The sequence below is a fragment of the Luteolibacter sp. Y139 genome (assembly GCF_038066715.1).
GTDB classification, from domain to species: Bacteria; Verrucomicrobiota; Verrucomicrobiia; order Verrucomicrobiales; family Akkermansiaceae; genus Haloferula; species Haloferula soli.
Genome location: NZ_JBBUKT010000001.1, coordinates 921434 through 937938 on the forward strand (window position 1 = coordinate 921434; position 16505 = coordinate 937938).

The 16505-nt window shown below is 62.0% G+C and carries 16 protein-coding genes; 2 read left to right on the plus strand and 14 right to left on the minus strand.

The window, feature by feature from the left end; genetic code table 11:
- Positions 1 to 17: 17 nt before the first annotated feature.
- The 7 genes from WKV53_RS03840 to murI form a co-directional block, all read right to left on the minus strand.
- Positions 18 to 1127, minus strand: coding sequence for a thrombospondin type 3 repeat-containing protein (locus WKV53_RS03840; protein ID WP_341403029.1), 1110 nt, complete (start codon positions 1125 to 1127; stop codon positions 18 to 20).
- A gap of 507 nt (positions 1128 to 1634) precedes the next feature.
- Positions 1635 to 2210, minus strand: a complete 576-nt coding sequence (locus WKV53_RS03845; protein WP_341403030.1) for a hypothetical protein — start codon at positions 2208 to 2210, stop codon at positions 1635 to 1637.
- 40 nt (positions 2211 to 2250) lie between these two features.
- Positions 2251 to 3081: an aldehyde dehydrogenase family protein gene (locus tag WKV53_RS03850; protein ID WP_341403031.1), complete on the minus strand. Its 831-nt coding sequence runs from the start codon at positions 3079 to 3081 to the stop codon at positions 2251 to 2253.
- Positions 3082 to 3115: 34 nt separating this feature from the next.
- Positions 3116 to 4594 carry an aldehyde dehydrogenase family protein gene (locus tag WKV53_RS03855; protein WP_341403032.1) on the minus strand — a complete coding sequence of 493 codons (1479 nt, stop codon included), beginning with the start codon at positions 4592 to 4594 and terminating at the stop codon, positions 3116 to 3118.
- Positions 4595 to 4631: 37 nt separating this feature from the next.
- Positions 4632 to 5018, minus strand: coding sequence for a hypothetical protein (locus WKV53_RS03860; protein ID WP_341403033.1), 387 nt, complete (start codon positions 5016 to 5018; stop codon positions 4632 to 4634).
- 15 nt (positions 5019 to 5033) lie between these two features.
- Positions 5034 to 5957, minus strand: coding sequence for a deoxyribose-phosphate aldolase (deoC, locus tag WKV53_RS03865; protein WP_341403034.1), 924 nt, complete (start codon positions 5955 to 5957; stop codon positions 5034 to 5036).
- A gap of 58 nt (positions 5958 to 6015) precedes the next feature.
- Positions 6016 to 6813 (minus strand): glutamate racemase, encoded by a 798-nt coding sequence (gene murI, locus WKV53_RS03870; RefSeq protein ID WP_341403035.1) that lies wholly within the window; start codon positions 6811 to 6813, stop codon positions 6016 to 6018.
- A gap of 85 nt (positions 6814 to 6898) precedes the next feature.
- Between murI and WKV53_RS03875 the strand changes: the two genes are divergently transcribed.
- Positions 6899 to 8200, plus strand: a complete 1302-nt coding sequence (locus WKV53_RS03875; protein WP_341403036.1) for an NAD(P)/FAD-dependent oxidoreductase — start codon at positions 6899 to 6901, stop codon at positions 8198 to 8200.
- Between the two features lie 3 nt (positions 8201 to 8203).
- On the opposite strand, the gene bioA is transcribed toward WKV53_RS03875, so the two are convergent.
- From bioA to WKV53_RS03905, 6 genes are all read right to left on the minus strand, one after another.
- Positions 8204 to 9448 (minus strand): adenosylmethionine--8-amino-7-oxononanoate transaminase, encoded by a 1245-nt coding sequence (gene bioA / locus WKV53_RS03880; RefSeq protein ID WP_341403037.1) that lies wholly within the window; start codon positions 9446 to 9448, stop codon positions 8204 to 8206.
- Positions 9449 to 9661: 213 nt separating this feature from the next.
- Complete coding sequence (locus WKV53_RS03885) at positions 9662 to 10510, minus strand: ABC transporter permease (protein ID WP_341403038.1); 849 nt, start codon at positions 10508 to 10510, stop codon at positions 9662 to 9664.
- Positions 10507 to 11400 carry an ABC transporter ATP-binding protein gene (locus WKV53_RS03890; RefSeq protein ID WP_341403039.1) on the minus strand — a complete coding sequence of 298 codons (894 nt, stop codon included), beginning with the start codon at positions 11398 to 11400 and terminating at the stop codon, positions 10507 to 10509. Before WKV53_RS03890 ends, WKV53_RS03885 begins: the two co-directional genes overlap by 4 nt.
- Positions 11401 to 11406: 6 nt before the next feature.
- Entirely contained in the window at positions 11407 to 11940 is a 534-nt protein-coding gene (locus tag WKV53_RS03895; protein WP_341403040.1) for a type II secretion system protein, read from the minus strand.
- A complete protein-coding gene (locus WKV53_RS03900; protein ID WP_341403041.1) occupies positions 11937 to 12554 on the minus strand; it encodes a hypothetical protein in 618 nt (205 codons plus the stop codon). Before WKV53_RS03900 ends, WKV53_RS03895 begins: the two co-directional genes overlap by 4 nt.
- Positions 12555 to 12612: 58 nt before the next feature.
- On the minus strand, positions 12613 to 13647 hold the full coding sequence (locus tag WKV53_RS03905) for an L-threonylcarbamoyladenylate synthase (protein ID WP_341403042.1): 1035 nt from the start codon (positions 13645 to 13647) through the stop codon (positions 12613 to 12615).
- Positions 13648 to 13746: 99 nt separating this feature from the next.
- On the opposite strand from WKV53_RS03905, the gene WKV53_RS03910 reads away from it, so the two are divergent.
- Positions 13747 to 14310, plus strand: coding sequence for a shikimate kinase (locus WKV53_RS03910; RefSeq protein WP_341403043.1), 564 nt, complete (start codon positions 13747 to 13749; stop codon positions 14308 to 14310).
- Here the strand turns inward: WKV53_RS03910 and WKV53_RS03915 are convergent.
- Complete coding sequence (locus tag WKV53_RS03915) at positions 14307 to 16499, minus strand: excinuclease ABC subunit UvrB (RefSeq protein WP_341403044.1); 2193 nt, start codon at positions 16497 to 16499, stop codon at positions 14307 to 14309. The genes WKV53_RS03910 and WKV53_RS03915 overlap by 4 nt on opposite strands.
- Positions 16500 to 16505: the final 6 nt, after the last annotated feature.

Here is a 16505-nt window from a genome sequence, read left to right on the forward strand (position 1 = left end):
AACGGAATGGGGAGGAATCAGGGATTGGTCACGCTGGCGCGGTAGAAGCCGTGCGGCAGGGCGACGCGGGCAGGATCGGTATCGACCCAGTTGAGCGGCGTGGCACCAGCTCCCGAAAGGTGCACGTAGACTTCTTGCCAAGCGCCCGACAGGTTGGCGCTGTATTCGATGGTGTACTTCCGCGAAGCGATCGTCGGAAAACCGAAGGTCCGTGAAGTCCCAGGCACCACCACCGGAGCCGGGATTTTGAAGAACGACGTGGGATTGTTCGGATCGGTTCCAGCAAGCGCCTCATCGCCATTGTTGAAGCCGTCGTGATCGTCGTCCGCCAGGGGATTGGTGCCTGCACGGGTGAAGCTCACGACGCCGGACGTGGTGATGGAGAAGTAGCCGAGATAAGTCACCGTTCCGGGATCGGAGAGCGAAGCTCCTGCAATCTTCCGGTGGACGTAGAGATCGAGCGCCGAAGTGGCCGCGCCGGTGGCGAAGCTCTTTTCGACCGATGAGGTCCAAACGCCGAAGTCCGGACGACCTTCCGAAGCGACCTGCCAGCGGTAGCTGATATTTCCGTCCACCGAGGCCAACTGGAAGCCCCCGCGGGAGTTCGAAGCGGAGCCTGAGACACCCACGGTCGAGGTCAGCACGTTGTAGCCACTGACGATGACTGAACCGATCTCACTGGAGGCCGTATTCTGGACCGCACCGGTACGGGCACCCCATGGGGTGCTCTGCTGGGCGATCGAGGGACGCGGCCGAGTGATGTAAACGGCATCGTTGTCGTTGGCGTTCCGGGTGAAGCCGGCCCAGACGACCTGGCTGCGTTCGTACCAATGCTTCAGCGTCTGGGTTTCTTCGTCGAATAGATCGAAGGCATCGAGATCGCCGCCGAGAGCGCCGATGGTCGCGACCGCAGTGGTGGAGTTGGCGGCAGCAGACTCGAACTGGGAAACCGCTCCCACGTTCACGAGGTAAGAGCCGATGGAGGAGTTCGAGGTATCCCGGAAGGCAAGCAGCACGTTGCCCTGCGCCGCCTGGACGACTTGGGCCGCGTTCGCCACCGGGGCGAGAATCCCGGCAACCAGCGCCGGGACCGCAAAGTGGAGAAGATTTGGAAAGGCGAATTTCATGGTATAGAATAGAAGCGGAGAGAATGACTCACGAGGGGAGCCGAGCCGGACGGGCTCAGACGAGGGACCATCGTCAACGACAGCCCGGCAGAAGCGGGCACCAGATGACGAATGCGCGAGGACTCAGCGACAACAGGAGGCCGCGAAAAGGGCGACACGACCGGACCGCGAGGAGGAGAGCTTGGGATGGTTCATGCTTGGAATCGTTGGTTCAGCGGGGTTTCCAAGACGCTTTCAGACCCCAACCGGGCGACGAACGACGTCGGACGGGAGGATAAAATGTCTCGGCTTGGCTTCAGGAACTCCGGACTCCGCGGTTGAACGGTCATCCATTCCCGAAATGCTGGCTCCCCTGGAAAGGGGTCACCGTCGATTCCCATCGCCCTCGGTGCGGGTAAACGGGGCGGCCTGACGACCGCGGGCGGAATTCATACCACTAGGGGTGGGTTTGCAAGGCCTTTTTTCGGAGCGGTGCGATTTGCCGCCCATACCCTCCTGCCCGCAGGCTCATTTGACCCCGAACGCGGCCAGCACATCGGCCGCCGCCTTTGCGCCCAGAAGCTTCCCGGCACGCTCGCGATGGGTCTCCCCTTCCTTGCCCGGCTCGATCCGCTTCTGCTCCAGCTTCGCGACCACGGCTGGCACCTTCTCCGCATCGTCGGTGGCACTCCGCGTCAGACGACGGACACAGGTCTTGCCGTCGAAATAGTAACGATCCTCCGTCCGGGTATCGACGGTCTTGGGTTTCTCATCTGTCGAATCCGGGTGGAATCTCCAGTAGCTCGTCACCACATAGACGAAGAAAAGCGCCCCATCCTTGAAGTAGTACTGCTCGTCGATCCCGACGTGCTCGCCTCCGTAGGAGACGACGAGGGTCTGCCAGCCGCCGTCAAAATCACGGACGGTGAGATCACCACTCATGGGCTCGCTCTCCGCTTCGAAGGCGATCTTCCGCTCGGTGGCTGCCTTGGATTTCTGGACGGTGTCGTACCACTTCCGGATTTCCGCCACCCGCTCGTCCGGGCCGGCAAAAGCGGTGGCAGCGAGACCAAGGACAACGAGAAACGTCAAGCACCCCTTCATGAGGAGAATATGGACACCTCTTCGCCAGACGGCAACCGCCTCACGAGCCAATCGGATGCCACACGGTCTTCGCCTCCACGAAGTCGCGGATGGCGTAGGGACTGTCGTGCTTGTCGGAATACCAGTCGCTCTTCAGGTCGTGGAGCTTCACCCGCTTCACACTTTCGGCAGCGCCCTGCTGCAGAGTGACAGCCTCCGCCTGCGATGCCACCGCCGCAACCGCGCGCAGGTGCTCGTGGGTGGCAAAGGTGGAAAGCATGTCCTTCCGCTCCCCGGTGAGCAGATTGACCACGCCGCCCGGGAGGTCACTGGTCGCGAGCATCTCGCCGAGCAAGATGGAGGCGTAAGGCGCAGACTGCGAAGCAAGCGCCACGACGCTGTTGCCACCGGTGATGGCGGGCAGGATCAAAGTCATCAGCGCGAGCAAAGGCGCTTCCTCGGGTGCGAGAATGCCGACCACGCCCATCGACTCGGTGACCGTAAAATTGAAATGAGGACTCGCGACCGGATTCACGCTGCCAAGGACCTGCTCGTATTTGTCGGCCCACCCGGCGAAGTGGACGATGCGGTCAATGGTTGCGCGGACTTCCTTCTCGCTGGTGACCTCTGCCATCTCTGGCGCACGGGCTTCCAGCATCTCCGCGAGGCGATAAAGGATCTGCGCGCGATTGTAGGGCGTGCGCTTCGCCCAGCCGGCACCGGCCTTGGCGGCGGCTTCCACGGCATTGCGCAGGTCCTTCTTCGTGCAGCGTGGCACGTTGGCGAAGAATTCGCCCGAGCTACTGCGGATTTCGTATACGCGCCCGGACTCGGAGCGGATGAAGGCGCCGCCGACGTAGCACTTGGGGGTCTTGGTGATTTTCAAAGCCATGGGTCCAAGAAGTCTTATAGTTTCTAGGTGTGGTTCAGCCTAGCTGCGCGTAGTCCAGCAGCCCCTGCTTGCCGCCCTCGCGGCCGAAGCCGCTCTGCTTGTAGCCGCCGAAGGGGCTGCTCGGGTCGAACTTGTTGTAGGTATTCGCCCACACCACACCGGCCTTCAGTTCGCTCGCCATCTTGAGGATGCGGCTGCCCTTGTCGGTCCATACACCGGCACTGAGGCCGAAGGGCGTATTGTTGGCTTTCTCGATCGCTTCCTCCGGTGTGCGGAAGGTGAGAATGGAAAGCACCGGCCCGAAGATCTCTTCCCGGGCGATGCGGTGGCTCTGCGTCACATTGGTGAACAGCGACGGCGGGAAATAGAAGCCCCTCCCAGGCAGCTTGCAGACAGGCTGGTGCAGCTCCGCACCTTCCTTCACCCCACTGGCAACGAGACTCTTGATCTTGGCGAGTTGCTCGGCCGAGTTGATCGCGCCGACGTCGGTGTTCTTGTCGAGCGGATCGCCGACGCGCAGAACCTGCAGGCGGCGCTTGAGCTTCGCCAGGACAAGCTCAGCCACGCTCTCCTGCACGAGCAAGCGCGAGCCGGCACAGCAGACGTGTCCCTGGTTAAAGAAGATGCCATTGACGATACCCTCCACCGCCTGATCGAGCGGAGCGTCCTCGAACACAATGTTCGCCGCCTTGCCACCAAGCTCCAGCGTGAGCTTCTTGCCGGTCCCGGCGAGCGCACGCTGGATGATCTTGCCGACCTCGGTCGACCCCGTGAAAGCGATCTTGGCGGCAGTCGGGTGGTTGACCACCGCGGCCCCGGTTTCACCCGCGCCAGTGACGATATTGACCACGCCCGGCGGAAGCCCGGCCTGTTGGAGAATCGTGGCAAACTTGAGCGCGGTGATCGAGGTGGTCTCGGCCGGCTTGAGCACCACCGTGTTCCCGGTCGCAAGCGCCGGCGCGATCTTCCACGCCAGCATCAGCAGCGGGAAATTCCACGGAATGACCTGCCCGATTACCCCCAGCGGCAACAACGTGCGGCCCGGAGTGACGTAGCTGAGTTTGTCCGCCCAACCGGCGTGATAGAAGAAATGCGCCGCCGCCATCGGCAGATCGAAGTCGCGCGACTCCTTGATCGGCTTGCCACCGTCGAGGGTTTCGGCCACCGCGAACTCGCGCGCACGGTCTTGCAACAGGCGGGCAATGCGGAACAGATACTTGCCGCGCTCCTTGCCCGGCAACTTCGACCACGCGGGAAACGCCTTTGCCGCCGCCGCATAGGCGGCATCGACATCAGCAGCATTGGCCAGCGCGATCTCGCTCAGTTTTTCTCCATTCCGTGGCGCGATTGTATCAAAATACTTCTTCGACTTCGGCGCGGTGAACTTGCCGTCGATGAAAAGACCGTAGCGAGCGTCGAGGAATGGCTCCGCGGACTCGGGCGCAGGATCGTATTCCCAAAGATCGCCGAACAGGAGTTCGCGGGGGCGGGCGGGAGCTTTCTTGGCGGGCATGGTAGGGAGCAAATAGGTCAGGCAACAAGCGAGCCAACTACTGTTGGGATTTGATCAACTCAAACGCATCGCAGACTTCTCCTCCGGACACTCCTTCGTAGTTGCGGTGGCCGTCTGCATCGACACTGTAGTTTCCCGTCGGCTCGGCAGGACAGGACACCGGTGCTGAGCCCAGAGATCCCGGTGAAGAACACGCCGCCGCAGACAGAGCCACCGCCGTCGCGGCAAGCGGCATGATCCGGATCGACCCACAAATGCGGCCATGCTTGCGCTGCAAGGCGATCACGTCATCGATCGAGCAATCGGTCAGGTCGAACACCTCCTTGCTGCATTTGCTGCAAAAGACTCCGTTCGCCGATGGCGCCATCGCCGTGAAGTCCATGGGACACTTGAACGAGAAATGCTTGTCCGTGATTTTCTTCATTCGCTTGAATCGCGTTTAGTAGCCCGAGGAATCATCGCTGAACGTGTAGGGAGCTTGGTAAGCTCCAGTCCGCTGCGTCTCCAACTGCCGCAGCAGGTCATTCAAAAGCGAGGAAGCACCGAAGCGGTAGCGCGCGTTGTTCAGCCACGCGTCCCCGAGCGTCTCCTTCACTGCAATCAGAAATTGCAGCGCCTGCTTCGCCGTACGAATGCCACCTGCGGGCTTCATCGCAATCTCCGTGCCGGTGGCCAGGTAGAAGTCGCGGATCGCCTCAATCATCACCTGGTTGTTGCCGAGCGTGGCATTGGCATTGGTCTTGCCCGTGGAGGTCTTGATAAAATCGCCTCGCCGCAGCACACGCATCGCCAGGAAGGAGGCAGCGCGGATGTTGTCGTAGGTTTCCAGCTCGCTGGTCTCCAGGATCACCTTGAGCGTGGCCTCGCCGCAGGCTTCCACGACTTGCGAAATTTCATCCTGCACCAGCGCCAGCTCGCCTTCGAGAAAAGCGCCGCGGTTGATCACCATGTCGATCTCATCCGCCCCATCGAGGACGGCCTGACGAACTTCAGCGAGCCGCGTTTTCAAGGGCGCTTGGCCGGACGGGAAAGCGGTCGCCACGCTGGCGATCTTCACCCCGCTGCCTTTCACATGCTTCGCCGCATGCTTCACCATCGACGGGTAAACGCAGACCGCAGCGACTCGCGGGACATCGCCCTCATGCGGAGAAAGCGCCTTCTGGCAGAGCGAGGCAACCTTCCCCGGCGTGTCCTTCCCCTCAAGCGTCGTCAGATCGACCATCGACGCCGCCAGCTTCAGGCCGAAGACCTTCGAGCCCTTCTTGATCGAGCGGGTGGTGTATTTGGCGACCCGCTCTTCGACACCAACGGCATCGACAGGTCCGATCTCATCCAACAGGCGACGCAGGGCCGGGGCGGTCATCGGAGGAAATCTCCAACAAACGACGCCGGACGTCGAACCTCGAATGAAGATTGTTGCGTTAGAGCGAGACCCGCTGGATCCGCCCCGGCGAGCGGGAAAGGAACCGCCGGGAGAGATCCTCGAATTGGTCCGAAAGGTCGGTCAGGTGGATTTGCAGCGATCCCGGGTCCGTCTTCTCCGAAACCAGATCCAACTCGGTCAGACGGGATTTCACCAGCTCCGAGCAGGTCGTGGCCGAATCGACCAGCCGCACCCCGTCCGGCAAAAACGCCTTCAGCACCGGGATCAGCAGCGGGTAGTGCGTGCAGGCCAGCATCAGCGTGTCGATCCCGCGGTCGAGCATCGGGTCCAGATAAGTGTGCAGCGCGGCATGGGTGGAGGGATGGTCCAGCCAGTCCTCCTCCACCAGCGGCACCAGCAGCGGAGCCGGGGTCGCATGGATGATCAGGCCCGTCCGCCGCAGGGCGAGCGCATGCTGGTAGGCGTGCGACCGCACCGTGCCCCGGGTGGCGATAATCCCGATCCGCTGCGCCCCCGGATCCGCCAGCACCGCCTCCACGCCGGGCTCGATCACCCCGATAATCGGGATCTGGTAGCGCTCCATCAGCGACGGTAGCGCATGGGCAGTGGCGGTATTGCACGCTACGACCACCATTTTCACCCCTTGATCCAGCAGGAACCGGACGTCCTCGTGGGCGAATTGGCGGATCGTTTCCGGGCTTTTCGACCCATACGGAACACGGGCTGTGTCGCCGAGATACACGATGTCCTCGGCGGGCAAAAGCTGCTGCACGGCACGCACGACGGTCAGCCCGCCGACGCCAGAATCAAAGAAGCCCAACGGGGCATTACGCATGGCCGGGAGGAAAGACGGGAAAACCGATGTCGGGAAGCGGAAAGAGGGCGTTGCGCGTCGGGGGAAGGCCGGTTAATCAGGGCGCGTGAACGGAAAGATCGAAGTGGCGATCGTAGGCAGCGGACCAGCCGGCTGCACCTTGGCGGCCTTGCTCGCGCTCAGGGGCATCCGCGCCCTGGTATTTGACGACGACAAGCGCCCGGAGCTGCTGGTCGGCGAATCCCTGCTGCCCACAGTCATCCAGCTGATGCGCCGCCTCGGCATCGAGGACCGGGTGAAGCAATTTTCGCAGCACAAGCCCGGCGTCGGCTTCCTTTCCCGCGACGGCAGCCGCCTCGATTTCTTTTTCCCGCAGAAGGCGATCAAGGGGATGCCCAACTACGCCTACAACATTCCCCGCCCCGAGTACGACAACCTGCTCCGTACCCGCGCCGAGGAGCTCGGTGTGACCTTCGTGAAAGGCCGCGCCCAGCTCGAACGCGGGACCGATGGCCGGGAAATCCAGCTCACCGCCGACTGTCTGGCCTCCGTGCCCGAACTCGGCGGCGTGCATCCCAAGCTGCTGGTCGACTCCACCGGCCGGGCACGCTCATTTGCCAAGATCCTCGACATCGGCGCCAAGCGGGGAAACCGCAATGACGTCGCCTACTTCGCCCATTTCGAGAATTTCGACGTGGAGGCGATGAAGGAAGGCCAGGTCGTCATCACCACCCTCAATCACGGCTGGAGCTGGCGCATCCCCCTCCCCGGCCGCCTCTCGGTCGGTGTGGTGGTGAACAAAGCATCACTCAAGGGTCACGGCGACACGCCGGAAGAACGACTGGAGTCGATCATCGACCAGGAACCCCTCCTCGCCGCCGCCGGAAAAGGCCGCCGCCGTGTCACCCCGGTGATGACCTATACCAATTATCAGCTGATCTCCAACCGCGGCCACGGCCCCGGCTGGGTGGCAACCGGCGATGCCTTCGGCTTCGTCGATCCGATGCTCTCGCCCGGCCTGTTCATGGCCATGCATTCTGCGGACCTCATCGACCGGCACGCCTTCTCTCAAGGAGCCGGCATACTCGACCAGCCAGCCAAGCTCGCGAAGGCCTTCGACAAGGTCTTCGCCGAGCTGCAGGACTGGCACGAAGCATGGGCTGAACTCATCGAGTATTTCTACGATGGCCGGATGTACGCCCTTCATTCCGCGGGCGTGCAGCTGTCGGAGAAATACGGTGAAGCCGCCTTGCCAAGGCTGATGGAGCGCCATCTCACCACGCAGATCACCCGCCTGCTCTCCGGCGTGGCAACACGCAGTCGCTACGGACGGAGCTTGCTGAAGTTCTCTCTCAAGCACCTCGTCTGGGACGTGGAGCCGGCAGAAGCTTACGCGATCCGCGGGTAGCAACTACCCCGCCGCCAGCGCGATGGCGCGAACCGCCAAGCGTAATTCATCCTCCGTGATGCAAAGCGGCGGCATCAGCACGATCGTGTCACGGATCGGCCGCGTGAGCAGGCCGTGCTCGCGTGCGGCTAGACAAACCTGAGCACCGCCGTCGTCCACTTCGATCCCGGCAACAAAGCCGCACTGGCGCACCGCCCGAACCTTCGAACTGGTCGCTTTCAATTCCTCCAGCAGCTCCACCACCAAGGCAATCTTCGGCTGCAGACGCTCCAAGGTCTTCTCATCCTCGAACACATCGAGGCTCGCCAGCGCCACCGCACACCCCAGCGGATTCGCCGTGTAACTATGTCCATAGTAGAAGACGCGGTCAGCTTCGCCCAGGAAGGCTTCATACACTGCTGCAGTCGTCAGCGTCGCCGCCATCGGCATATAGCCGCCGGTCAGCCCTTTCGCGAGGCACAGGAAATCCGGGATCACCTCCTCATGCTGGCACGCGAACATTTTCCCCGTGCGCCCGAAGCCGGTCATCACTTCGTCCAGCATCAGGTGGACATCCTGGGCATCACACCATTCTCGCAGCTCCCGCAGCATGCCAGCCGGCCACGGACACATCTCGTTCACCCCTTGGATCAGCGGCTCGATCACTACGGCTGCCGAGTCCTTGATCGTTTCCGCGGGCAAGTGACGCAACGCTTCCATCCCGGAGACAAATGTCACCGGCGCACCATGGCGGCGGAAGCGCTCATGAAAGCGTGATACACCACCGAGCGATGCCGCGCCCATGGTATCGCCGTGGTAGGCCTGATCGAAAGCGATGAATCCCATCCGCTCCGGCTCGCCCGTCTGCTGGCGATACTGGATCGCCATTTTCATCGCACACTCGATCGCCGTGGAGCCGTCGTCGGAAAAGAACACGCGCTCCAGCGTGCCAGTCGGGAAGAAACCACACAGCCGCTCCGCCAGTTCGCTCGCCCGCGGATTGGCGAAACCGAGATAAGACGTGTGGGACACCTCACCGAGCTGGCGGACGATCGCCGCATTCAGCACCGGATGGTTGTGGCCATGGATGTTCGTCCAGATGGAGGAATTCCCGTCGAGATACTTGCGCCCTTCCGAGTCCCACAGCCATGCGCCCTCGCCGCGCACGAGCACCAGCGGCTCGCCCTCCACCCACGTTTGTTGGGGCGTGAAAGGATGCCAGCAGTGCTTCTTGTCGGCCTCGATCCAGCGTCGGGTGTCGTCGCGCATCGCCGCCAGTTTCGGGCGCAAATGACCGGCTGGAAAGCAAAGTTCGGGACCTACGCGATCATGGAATATCGAAAACCAGGGGAGCGTGCGAATCTGTCCACGTTCGGCAACGAACCAGTTCGGAAAAAGATCTCCCTCTCTGCGGGCGATCGGCGACTCCCAGGGACGGCGACCCCTAGGATGGATGCCGGTCGCCCGCTGTGTTTTCCGGGGTCACGTCTTGAAATCCCGCAGCCGGAACGCCGTGTAGCCAATCAAGAACAGCGTGGCATTCAAGCCGAAGAGGAAAACGTAGCTCCCCGCCAGCTTCGGCCACGAGATCACACTCTCCAGCAGGTAGACCCACGAGCTCATCCGCCACGTGACGAAGTACTGCTCGTACGGTTTGAAGAACGGAAACTCCTGCAGGACCATGTCCACGAACAGAATGCTCAGAGCCATGATGGTCGCCGCGGCAGGCTTCATCTTGAAGCAGGAGAACATGAAGGCGATCGACGACAGCGTGATCATGCTCAACCCGATTCCCACCGCCGAAAGCCCAATCCTCCCAATCCCCTCTCCCCACGTGGGAAAGGCCGAGAACACCTTCATCTTGTAGTTCCACACGAAAAGCCCGCCATCCCAGCCAAGCGCTGCCACTGACATGGCGTATCCGGTGACCCCCACGAAGAGCACGAAGGTCATCGTATAGATCGACACTGCGCAATACTTCAGCAGCAGGATGCGCAGCCGCGAAACGGGCCGAGCGAGAACGAGCCGCAAATTCCCATCCTCCGACTCCTTGGCGACGATGTCCCCCGCCACCAAAGCGAAGTAAATCGAACCGAGCAGGAACATGCTCAGCCCCATCACCATATAGGTCACGGTCAGCGAACTGTAGTAGCTATCGAAGCCGAAGCCATTCCGCTCAATGAGTTCGCGCATGCTCCGCTGGCTGCCTTCCAACTTGAAGACGAACAGGATGATCGCCTCCATCACGAGAAAGACCCCATACCCGAGATACGTCCTCGGGCGCCCGAAAAGCTTGGAAAGTTCGCCGCGGAGCTGACGGAGAAAATTCATGTGCCGGAGCGGTTCATCGTGATTTCCAAATACAAATCCTCCAGAGACCGGCGCACCGGAGCGAAGGCGGACACGCGGATTCCACAGCCAACCAAAGCAGCGACCACTACTGCCGGATCGGCATCAGACGGCAACGCGATGCGCCCCGGAGAAAGGATCTGCACGCCATTCAGCTCCAGAAAGGTCTTAGCGTGCCCCCATGGCTCCAGATCCACCTCATACACCGGCGCTTCCTCGCGCAGCTCATCCAGTGATCCCTCGTGCACCAGGCGGCCCTCGCGGAGGATCGTCACGCGATCACACATCTGCTCGACCTCGGCAAGCAGATGCGAATTGAAAAGCACCGTCATTCCCCGGTCCTTGCGCAGATCGAGAACGAAGTCCCTGAACCACTTGATGCCCTCTGGATCAAGCCCATCGGTCGGCTCGTCCAGCAGCAGCACCTTAGGCTCCGGCAGCAATGCTTGGGCAAGCGCCAAGCGCTGCCGCATCCCGTGCGAATAGCTGCCGACCTTTGAGCGGATGCGTTTCGTCAACCCCACGCGCTCCACCACCTCCACGGCTGCCTTCTCATCGAAGCGCCCCGAGTAACCCGCTAGGATGCGAAGATTCTCCCAGCCACTCAGGTAGTCATAAAATGCGGGACTCTCAAAGATCGCGCCGACTTGCCGCAAGGCCTCGGCATGATTCTCCTGCACGGACACTCCGCCAATCCGCGCCTCGCCGCGATCCGGCTCTACCATCCCGAGGATGATGCCGAGCGTGGTGCTCTTCCCCGCTCCATTGTGGCCGAGCAATCCATGGATCTCGCCACGCTTCACCTCGAAGGTGACATCGTGCAACGCCGGCTTGCCGCCGAAGGATTTGCAAAGTCCGGTGACAGTGAGCATGAGCGTCTAACGATTCACTCCGAAGTCGACCCTGCTGGATGCGGAAAGATCCGCATAGAGGAAATTCACGCCCGACTCACCGGGATGCCAGGCCTCCTTGTCAGTGACCAGCGGAATCCGCCGGTCATCGCCCTCCTTGCCGAAGAAGGCGAGCTTCAAGCGATTGCGACCGCTTTGGCTGGAGTTCCAAATATAGCTGCAGCCGGACGCCGCGAAGCACTTGCCGTCGGCAGGACAATGAAAGGATTCCGGATTGGAAAGATAGCTCGCGAGCTCGGTCTCCAGCACCGGCGTGTCCTCGTTCTTGCCCTTCCGCCCCGCAGCGATCTCCGGCATGGTTTGCGCATGATCCTGCAAGTAGGTCTCCAGTCCGGTGCCGATCTGCCGGAGGTTCGATAGGCAAGTGGCGGTGCGCGATCTCGCCATCACCGATCTCCCGACTGGAACCGCGATGCCTGCAAGCGCCACAATGATGGCGAGCACGATCAGCACCTCGGTGAGAGTGAAGCCCGGACACCGGTGATGAGGGAAAAGCTTCATCGCGGCGGCTGTCCGAATTCTTGCCCTCGCAGCCCCTGCATCACCTCGTTCATCGACTCCATCAGCGGTGCCAGATCCAGCTTGGTGTCGGCGCTGGCCTTTTCGAAATACGCGCGCATGCCTTCGCCAGCGATCGTCTCCAGCAGATCGTCCCCCAGCTCTTGCGCCTTGGACATATCCGCTCCGGTCTTGCCGCTCTTGATCTCGCGCAGCCCTTGTTGCACGAATTCCTTCCGCTTCTCCGGCGGCAGCGCATCGATCGCCTCCATGAACTTGCCCATCGACTCGCGGACCGTGAGGTCGATGAACAGCTTCTTCTCATCCCCGCTCAAGCGGCGGAAAAGCTCCTCGGTCGGTTGGTCATCCCGGGTTTTCTGACGTTCTGCGAAATCGAGCCGGTTGATGAGGCCCGCGATTTCGCGCAGCTTCTTCTCCCGCTTCGCATCCGTCCCACTCCGGCCCGACCAGTCATCTAACCCGGCCGCTTCGATCTCATGGGCCACCTTCTCCGCAGTCACCTGCTTCGACCCTGCGAAAGCCCGCAAAGCGGCCACACCACCCCAAATCAAGGCGAGCAGCAGGACGGTCTGGAGCAGTATGCGGTTGCGGCGCATGGAATGGATCACAGCCTAGGCGGGATCCTAACACACGCAAGCAGCCAACCCTTTCAGACTATGCCTGCGGAGACGAAGCCCGCCTCAGCCGGTCCATGATCGCCACCCCGAGACCGGTCTCACTGACCGGCTCGGCCACGATCGCATCCAGCCCCTGCTCGTCCAGGTGGCGCATCACGTAGAACAGCCGCACCGCCGCCTCGATCAGCTTGCCGCTGCCCGGACTGAGCTCCTCCACCACCTCCCATTCGTGGCGGTCGATGTAGCCGGCCTTCGGGTCGCCCCGGTAGCTGAGCAGCCCGTACCTCTTCCCTGGCTCGGGCCGGAAATCCTCCGGCTTTTCAAACATCAGCAGCGGCGTCAGCGGCGCGTAGTGGCTTTCGAGCTGTCCCGGCGCATCCGGCTGATCGGTGATCCGCTTTTTCTCGATGACCACCTTGCCGAATTTCTGCAGGTCCTCCTTCGTCACCGGCCCCGCCCGCAGCACGTGAATCAGCGGACGCTGTTCACCGCGCGACTCGATCTTCACGATCGTGCTCTCCAGCCCTTCGCTACAGGCACCGCCATCGATGATTAGCGGAATGCGCCCATCCAGCTCCTTCATCACCGCACCCGCAGACGTCGGTGAAATCCGGCCGAAGCGGTTCGCACTGGGCGCGGCGATCGGACGGCCGAGAGCCTTGCCGATCTGGCGGAAAATCACGCTGCCACTCTGCCGCACCGCCACCGTCGGCAAGCCGCTGGTGACGATATCCGGCACCTTGTCCGTCTTCGGCAGCACGATCGTCAGCGGCCCCGGCCAAAAGGCTCCCGCCAGGCTTTTCACCACCGCGGCAATATCCTCCGGCAGCTCCGCCACCTCGGCCAACTCCTTAAGGGACGAAATATGAACGATCAGCGGGTCAAAAGCCGGCCGCTCCTTGGCCGCGAAGACCTTGGCCACCGCGTCCGGATTGAAGGCATCGGCCGCGAGGCCATACACGGTCTCGGTTGGCACGGCGACGATTTCTCCGGCGGCGAGCAAGGCGACGGCCTCGCTCACGGCGGTCTTCATGTCTTCTTCGTCGACGGACAGGATGCGGGTCTCGGGCACGGCGCGAGCTTGGCAACGACCGGCGGGACGGGCCAGCCCGTATTTACATTTGCAGGATTGGACCTTTTCGCACCCGCCCGCCACGGTTACGCTTCTGCCATGCAACCCGCCGACGGCCTTCCCAAGAACATCGTGCTGATCGGCTTGATGGGCTGCGGGAAGACCACCGTGGGCCGGAAACTCCAGGGCCTGCTCGGCTACCCGCTGGTCGATACCGACCACCTCATCGAGGAAAAGGCCGAGATGACGATCAACGAGATCTTCGCCCGGCGCGGCGAACAGTCCTTCCGCGAGCTGGAAAGCGCGGTCCTCAACGAGCTTTCCGCCCCGAATACGCCGCGTCGCATCATCGCCACCGGCGGCGGCATCATCGGCCGCCGAGCCAACCGCAAGCTGCTCTCGAAGCTGGGCTACGTCGTCTGGCTCCAGGCACCCGTGGACGTCATCCTCCAGCGCACCGCCCGGAACCGCGACCGCCCGCTGCTCCAGACCGAAAATCCGCGCGAAAAAATCGAAAAGCTCCTCACCGACCGCAGCCCGCTCTACCACGAGATCGCCGATCTAGAGCTGGAGACAGCGGGCCTGGAGACCGAAGAAATCGCCTGCGGTATCCTGGAAAGCGCGCGCTACCACTTCGCCGCCAACCGCGAGGCGAACGCCTAGCGTTTCCGTCGCCCGCCGCCCTTCGGATACTTCACCGGCTTCCGCTCGGCCCCTCCGCCAGCCGCCACCGGCGTTCCGTCCTTCAGCGCCTTGATCTGGTCGCGCAGGTGAGCCGCGCGCTCGAACTCCAGTCTCGACGAGGCTTCAAGCATCTCCTTCTCCAGCTCGGCGATGACCTTGACCTTGTTGTAGACGGCCTCGTCTTCGGAAACCATCGAGCGCTCCAGCTTGTCAGCCTGCTCCCGTTGGTTTGAGTAAAGCTGCAGGCTCTCTTGCACCGCGCGCTTCACGCTCTGTGGCGTGATGCCGTGCTTCTCATTGTGCTCCATTTGCCGGCTGCGGCGATACTCGGTCACGTCGATCAGGCGCTGGATCGAATCGGTCACCGAGTCGCAGAAGAGCACGCAATGCCCATTGAGGTGACGCGCCGCGCGACCCGCGGTCTGGATCAGGCTGGTCTCATTACGCAGAAAGCCCTCCTTGTCCGCATCGAGGATGCACACCAGCGACACCTCGGGCAAATCCAGCCCTTCCCGCAGCAAATTGATCCCCACCAGAATGTCGAACATCGCAGCGCGCAACTGCCTCAAAATCTCCACCCGCTCCACCGTATCGATATCCGCATGGATGTAGCGCACCTTCAGGCCGGTGCCTTGCAGGTATTCGGAAAGATCTTCCGCGGTCTTTTTTGTTAGAGTGGTGACCAGCACCCGCTCGCCCGCCTCCACCCGCTGGCGGCACAGCTCGATCGTCTCGTCGATCTGATGCTTCAGCGGGCGCAGTGTCAGCGTGGGATCCAGCAATCCCGTCGGCCGGATGATCTGCTCGACCACCAATGCTTTTCCCGGCTTCTCGGGATCGAAGCTTCCCACCGGCTCGGCACTCCCACTCGGAGTGATGCGGAGCTGCTTCAGATCGATGTGAGTAAAGCCGCGATCATCACCGCGTCCCTTCACCGGAATGAAGCGGCGGTTCTCCGGCCGCGAATTGACGATCTCGAACGGCCCCGGCGTCGCGGAAACGTAGAGCCGCTGCTTCGTCATGTGCATGAACTCGTCGAAGCGCAGCGGACGGTTATCGAGCGCACTCGGCAGGCGGAAGCCGTGTTCCACCAGCACCGTCTTCCGGCTCTTGTCGCCCTCATACATCCCGCCGACCTGCGGGATGGTGACGTGGCTCTCGTCCATCATCAGCAAGTAGTCGTCGGGAAAGAAATCCAGCAGCGTGTGGGGCCGCGACCCCGGCGCACGCCCCGTCAGGTGCCGCGAGTAGTTCTCGATCCCTTGGCAGAAGCCCATCTCCTGCATCATCTCGATGTCGTAGTCGGTCCGCATCCGCAGCCGCTGCGCCTCGATCAGCTTCCCTTCCTTTTCAAAGGCCGCGACCGACGCCTCCGCCTCCTTGCGGATCTCCACGATCGCCTTCTTCATCTTGTCCCCCGGCGTCACGAATTGCTTCGCTGGGAAAAACGTGTGCTTGTCCACTCGATCGATCGTCTTGCCCGTCAGCGTGTCGATCGTGGTGATGCGGTCGATCTCATCGCCGAAAAACTCCACCCGCACCGCCGTCTCATCGAGATACGCCGGATGCACCTCGACCACATCGCCACGCACCCGGAACTTGCCGCGGCCAAAGGCGATGTCATTCCGCTCGAACAGAATCGCCACCAGCGCCTGCAACAAATCATCGCGCCTGATCTGCTGCCCCACCCACACCGGCACCATCATCCCCTCGTAGTCATCCGGCGAACCCAAGCCGTAGATGCAGGACACCGAAGCGATCACGATCGTGTCCTCGCGCGTCAGCAGCGAACCCATCGTCGAGAGCCGCAAGCGCTCGATCTCATCATTGATCGACGAATCCTTCTCAATGTAAGTGTCCGTCCGCGGAATGTAGGCCTCGGGCTGGTAGTAATCGAAGTAGCTGACGAAGTACTCGACGGCATTGTGCGGGAAGAAATTCTTGAACTCCGAGTAAAGCTGCGCCGCCAGCGTCTTGTTGTGGCTCATGATCAGCGTCGGTTTCCCGATCTGCTCGATCACGTTCGCCATCGTGAAGGTTTTCCCTGAGCCCGTCACCCCCAGCAAGGTTTGGTGCGTGTTCCCGGCACGAATCGATTTCACAAGCTTTGCAATCGCCTGGGCCTGATCGCCTTGGGGAGAGTATTCGCTGGAAAGTTGGAACGGCATCCGGCC

Excerpts from the sequence above, each read along its gene's own strand:
- WKV53_RS03855 (WP_341403032.1), bottom strand. The coding sequence starts at position 4,594 with ATGCCCGCCAAGAAAGCTCCCGCCCGCCCCCGCGAACTCCTGTTCGGC.
- WKV53_RS03910 (WP_341403043.1), top strand. The coding sequence starts at position 13,747 with ATGCAACCCGCCGACGGCCTTCCCAAGAACATCGTGCTGATCGGCTTG.
- WKV53_RS03850 (WP_341403031.1), bottom strand. The coding sequence starts at position 3,081 with ATGGCTTTGAAAATCACCAAGACCCCCAAGTGCTACGTCGGCGGCGCC.
- WKV53_RS03860 (WP_341403033.1), bottom strand. The coding sequence starts at position 5,018 with ATGAAGAAAATCACGGACAAGCATTTCTCGTTCAAGTGTCCCATGGAC.
- WKV53_RS03885 (WP_341403038.1), bottom strand. The coding sequence starts at position 10,510 with ATGAATTTTCTCCGTCAGCTCCGCGGCGAACTTTCCAAGCTTTTCGGG.
- bioA (WP_341403037.1), bottom strand. The coding sequence starts at position 9,448 with ATGCGCGACGACACCCGACGCTGGATCGAGGCCGACAAGAAGCACTGC.
- WKV53_RS03845 (WP_341403030.1), bottom strand. The coding sequence starts at position 2,210 with ATGAAGGGGTGCTTGACGTTTCTCGTTGTCCTTGGTCTCGCTGCCACC.
- WKV53_RS03915 (WP_341403044.1), bottom strand. The coding sequence starts at position 16,499 with ATGCCGTTCCAACTTTCCAGCGAATACTCTCCCCAAGGCGATCAGGCC.
- WKV53_RS03890 (WP_341403039.1), bottom strand. The coding sequence starts at position 11,400 with ATGCTCACTGTCACCGGACTTTGCAAATCCTTCGGCGGCAAGCCGGCG.
- WKV53_RS03900 (WP_341403041.1), bottom strand. The coding sequence starts at position 12,554 with ATGCGCCGCAACCGCATACTGCTCCAGACCGTCCTGCTGCTCGCCTTG.
- WKV53_RS03895 (WP_341403040.1), bottom strand. The coding sequence starts at position 11,940 with ATGAAGCTTTTCCCTCATCACCGGTGTCCGGGCTTCACTCTCACCGAG.
- murI (WP_341403035.1), bottom strand. The coding sequence starts at position 6,813 with ATGCGTAATGCCCCGTTGGGCTTCTTTGATTCTGGCGTCGGCGGGCTG.
- deoC (WP_341403034.1), bottom strand. The coding sequence starts at position 5,957 with ATGACCGCCCCGGCCCTGCGTCGCCTGTTGGATGAGATCGGACCTGTC.
- WKV53_RS03840 (WP_341403029.1), bottom strand. The coding sequence starts at position 1,127 with ATGAAATTCGCCTTTCCAAATCTTCTCCACTTTGCGGTCCCGGCGCTG.